Annotated in this window: 3 protein-coding genes; 1 reads left to right on the top strand and 2 read right to left on the bottom strand. The window is 47.4% G+C overall.

The features are described from left to right. Positions 1–3: 3 nt before the first annotated feature. Entirely contained in the window at positions 4–435 is a 432-nt protein-coding gene (gene eexR, locus R7Z49_RS22965; RefSeq protein WP_000183214.1) for an entry exclusion protein EexR, read from the top strand. Positions 436–467: 32 nt separating this feature from the next. Here the strand turns inward: eexR and R7Z49_RS22960 are convergent, their stop codons facing one another. Together R7Z49_RS22960 and R7Z49_RS22955 are read right to left on the bottom strand one after the other, a co-directional pair. Continuing rightward, positions 468–4037: a conjugal transfer protein TraG N-terminal domain-containing protein gene (locus tag R7Z49_RS22960; RefSeq protein ID WP_318112083.1), complete on the bottom strand. Its 3570-nt coding sequence runs from the start codon at positions 4035–4037 to the stop codon at positions 468–470. Between the two features lie 3 nt (positions 4038–4040). Then, positions 4041–5084, bottom strand: a 1044-nt coding sequence (locus R7Z49_RS22955; protein ID WP_318112081.1) for a conjugal transfer protein TraH, incomplete at its 5' end; no start/stop codon positions are given.

Here is a 5084-nt window from a genome sequence, read left to right as displayed (position 1 = left end):
AAGATGACAAACTTACTTAAATCTTTACCAGCACGCTGCTGGTTTATATCACTGGGGCTTTTTCTGGCGACTTTGGCAGCGGCTCATTTTTTTCCATCAGAAATATTTACGGCATCTGCCAAGTTAGCGGCTTTGCCATTTCTGATTTGCACCATCGTTTTTTTCAGCTACTTGGGATTCAAAGCAACTGCTAGTCCTATCGGCCTTATAACCATCACCACTATGTGTTTAGCAATCGCATATTGGCAAGCGAGTTGGGCAATTTTATGTGTCGGTTTAGCTTTCTTAGGCTTAAGCGGACTAATCCATTTATTTCAAAGACAACTGAAAGATACCGGTCGAGAACTAAGCCTGAGCGAAAAAAAATATTGGTACTGGGTAAACGAATTTGCAGACGGTCGCTCATCTATCCTCCCCAAAAGGCCAAAAAAATAGCCAGCCCATCACAAGCTGGCTACCTTCTGTTTTTAGTTCCTTCCTGAAGCCTGGTTATAGGCCCTAATATCGATCAAGTTGTTCTGAGCATAATCTCCAGCAAGGGATGCATTTGAGATCACTGCAATCTGCTTATCCACAAATGCTTTATCTTCTTCGGACACACTGTCAGGAATGTAAGCACCGCTCTCATCTTTTTGACGATACTCATTTAGCATTTGCTCCCTTAGACCAAGCATTTCAGGCGACCAACTCGATGAGTCTTCAGAGTTGAAAACGCGCCCCGCCAAACCTTCATTGAAAGCTTGAGCAAACACTTGACTTTGAATCGGGGTCAATCCCATTCTCTGCCCTTCGCTGTATGCTTCCTGTTTAAAATCATCGGCATACTGTTCTAAGAACTCACCATATCGATTGTTAACTGCCGCACCGAATGCCCCAGCCAACATGGCTTCAGACTTAGTGCCCCAGTTTACTTCGGAGGCATACTGCGAACTCGATCCACTGTATGCATCATTAAACGCCGTCAATGGGTTTTCCAAAGAGGTTCCGGCGTCAACGGCTGCTTTTAAGCCATCCCAGGTTGATTTGCTGGCCACCGTTGCATTGTGCAAGAAACCTCGTGAGCTAGGGTCTTCAAGTGCTTGCTCCTTGTAACTCTCATAGTCTTCGCCAAAGTGATTCAAGGTATGCAGTGCTGCATCAGTATGCTTGCCACTGAAGTCACCAATAGCACTGGCGCTGTTGAAGAACATTTCAGCACCAGAAACTCCGCTATCATCAGCCATAATGCGAGATCGCCACTGAGAGCCAGCTTCACTGTTTAGTCCAGATTGATAGGTACTTGTGTCAGAAACTACGGCCTGTTGGGCTTGTTGTTGATGCGCATTTAGTTGTCCATCAACACCAGACAAATTAGTTTGGTAAGCTGATTGAGCTGCGTTGAACTGAGTTTGAACAGTTGCAGCATCCTCGTAGCCGCCCAATACACCCGATTCCACTTGGCTTTGAGTGCCACCAAAAGTAGGTGCAGTTGATGACAAGCCTTCATTAGAGCGTGGCTGAATAGATCGTAAATCGGCTCCGGTAGCCATGGCCATAACAGTCATTGCTGCTTGATAGTCATTGTCTCGTTCAGCGGGCGTCGAGGAGTTGCTATAGGTTAAAGACTCCATAGCTGCGGCCACATACGCCTGATTATCATCAGGTAGCAAGCGCTGATACATTGGAAGGTTTTCACGTAATCGGTTACCTGCTTCAACATGCTGGTTCATATAGCGACCTAAATAACCCATTACTTCAGGATTATCCGCTGCTAATCGAGTTAACGTCGCACCATCCGTGTTCCTTTGTCCTGATAGACTGTAGCTGGCCTGATCAAGCTCACTAAAGCGGTTTGATGCCGTGATAACGTCTTGTGCTGAACTCTGAAGTGACTGATAGTCTTGATTAGACAACGACATCTCAACGCCAGAGCGTCTTGAATCTGAAAGGTCCTTAACCATTGCATCGCGATACTCAGCACGTCGTGAATCACTTGATGCCAAGCTTTGCATCTCCCCAGTGAGCGTATTTGCGGTCGTTGACCGAGAACTGCCCTCTGATGACTCAACTTGGCCACTAAAGTTACCACCTAAATCCAAGCCTGCTCGTAACCGTGATATTTTTGGCACTCTTGATGATTCAGGCTTATCCACTCCTGGTAGGTTGCCTTGTGGGGAGTCATTCCCCCCTGTACCAAGTAATCTTCCCAAGAACCCTTTATCTGCTACTTCTTTATCACCGGTATTTGTAATGGTTCCATCTCCACCGACCCTAAGGCCTCCCGATAACACGCCCGATACCAAGCCACGTACAGCGTCTTTTTTATCGTCTCCGAAACCATACCGTGTTTGCAGGTCATCAGTAACCTGATTAACAACGGCGCTAGATGCGGAATTAGAAGAACCGATCTGACGTCCAACCGAAGAAAGGTTGTCGTAACTTAGCTTTTCACCAAAAGTTCGACTCATGGTATTGCCAACTTGACGGCTAAAGGCTTGAATTGCCTGAGTCATGGATTCTTTTGCAGAACCGACCATTGAACCCACCGCATTTCCGACAGAGAAACTGCTTAGTAAGTTTGACGCACCGGTCATTGCAGAACCTGTGAGGGCTGAATTTTGGAACATTGACTGTGATTGCATCACCGGGGCATTTTTCGCGACATCTGGACTTGCCATCTTTTCATCAATGGCATCACCGTTTTGAAGACGTCCAGCCAAGTGGGTAGCGGTTATTGCTGAGCCATACACGAGCATGAGCGAAATCGCCGGAACACTCGACGCCAACATGCCGCCAGTAGCTATCCAGGTTTGCAGCACTGAATCCATCTGCATCATCCCAGCAAAAGATGGCACTTCTGTACCTGCAAAGGCATCAAGAGCCGACATTTTCCCAGCAACGGTTAAATGGATATATAGGTTAATGATGGCCATGACAGGCATCCAAAGTTGAATCCAAAGCAGGATTAACAAGTACTTCCCGGCCATTCGCATCCCGATTTGGCCAAGGGCAATCACAAAGGCCATCAATGGGGTGATGGCGTAAATGAAACCCTCAAAAAACGTCATCATCGGACGAACGATGCTTTGGAACAGGGTCTGATCCGCCGCCCATTGCGTATTGCGCTGCTCAATCGCTTGGTTAACCATGACGGCTGCGGTGAAAGCTTGATCATCCATATACTTGCCCGTCACGCTTTGCTCATAAATAGGCAAAAGCACCGACGCGGTCATGTACTCTTGGGTGTTTACTGAAGCCAAACCAAGGTTATTCAGTGCATTTCGGATCACGTCATCAGTGTCCGTTGCTGACGAAGTCCCCAATGAGGCTGACAGAACCTGTTTAAGCCTTGGAATGAAGGTTGATTCTGTCATGAGTTTCAGTTGGCTATAGGCATCGGTGCAGTCCAGATCACTACCGCTACCACTGAGCATGATGCGCGTGCCATAAATGCTAGAGTCAAACCTAATCGCAGTCATCGGGTTAGGATCACTCAGCACCTGATCGAGGTTCTTTTGGCCAATGTCGATACCAATCAAGGTGCACTCTTTGATGTAGTTAAACCACGATTGCTCGATGTCCGAACCGGCGACACGATTTGCATCACCCAAACCAGAGCGATCCATCACCTGTTTTCTCACTTTAATCAGTGACTGTAAACTGGATGCAAAGCCGTATTCCGTCATGGCGGGAGTTGAGAACGCCGTTTCAAACAATCGCGTGATTTGAAAGCCAACAGTCGAAATCGTACTGCCTGCGGCAGCAACACCGATGGGCACATTATCAACCACACGAACTTGTCCCGTGTACGCATCCTCAATGCTCACGCGGGTACTGGGCCCAAACATGGTTGCAAAGACTAGCCATGAGACTAAAACGTGTTGAAAGTTAATCCCACGACCACCTTGCATTAAGGCCTGAACAGAGACCATCAGTACCCCAATTAGCAAGCCAATCCGAACCATTGAAATAAAGTCGCCTGTACCAGTGATCATCGCGACAGCATTCAGGACCTGCTCTAAAAAAGCCGAATCCCCGATGGAATAGATTTCCCACATTATCTATTCCCCCAGCGCCGTAGATTTAACGGTGTAATAACGCTGTTTGCGAATGGTCTGAATCACCTGATTAAAATGCGCCAGTAATTCTTGCTCTGAGCCGTATCTTCGCTGTAACGCGGCGTACTCCTCATTGATTTGGCGACGTGCACGTTCAAGGTCTTCGGTTAACAACTTCGCATAGGCATGATCTTCGACACCAGAGGTGCTTCTAGCTGCGTTGAGCATGTCTTCAACCAATGCTCGGGCCATCTCAACAGCAATAAATGGTGCTGCTCGTGAAGCAAACGACCTAGCGGCACCTTCATTTAATGCAGAAAGTGTTCGAATCATGCCGCCAATGCTCGCGGGAGCCGAGGTCATAAAAGCCTTTTCGGTGGTGCTAGCAGCCCCTGTATTTCGAGCAAATTTAAAAATAATGCCGTTACTAGAACCTGTACCAAGAAGTAAATTTTCTACCTGAGTTGATAACCCGGTAAGGGTCACGTTAGTGATTGTCGGGTTCAAACAACCGTCTTGCGTCACTGTGTCACATCGGTACATAGCGACGTTACCGCCATGAATTAGATGCTCAATAGTCACTTTATTGCCATTCAGCCTGGTCAGTTTTGGGGCTTTACCTTGGCCATCAGCGGCATTCGCTAAATCACCAACGATAATCGAACCAGTCACCGACATAACCGCTTCAAGAAAACGGTCATCCCCCGATGCAAACCAGCTTGATGCCGAATGACGTTTCAGTGCTCGCCAAACCAAATTACCTTTAATCGTTCTGTTTACATCAGATGCCGCGACACTCGAAGCGTTCTCATATGGGTTCTTACCATTGGACTCACTCCAACTGGTAAAAACGTCTCCAGCCCCTTTAAGTGAGCTCAACATGCTTGCTTCTGTTTGCCCCTTTTTACCAAAAGCAGCCAGGGTATCGTTCACGACTCCCTGAGCCATTTGACAGGAATTGCCAAAATACTCGTTCAACTGCTGGATTTTCTTTTGCAGTGTCTCCATGTGCTGGGAGCATTTCTCACACATAGCACTGAGCGCCAA

The sequence above is a fragment of the Vibrio sp. 1562 genome, assembly GCF_033340155.1.
GTDB lineage: Bacteria > Pseudomonadota > Gammaproteobacteria > Enterobacterales > Vibrionaceae > Vibrio > Vibrio alginolyticus.
The sequence above is the reverse complement of the archived record's forward strand: the minus strand, read 5'-3'. Positions and strand labels throughout refer to the sequence as shown.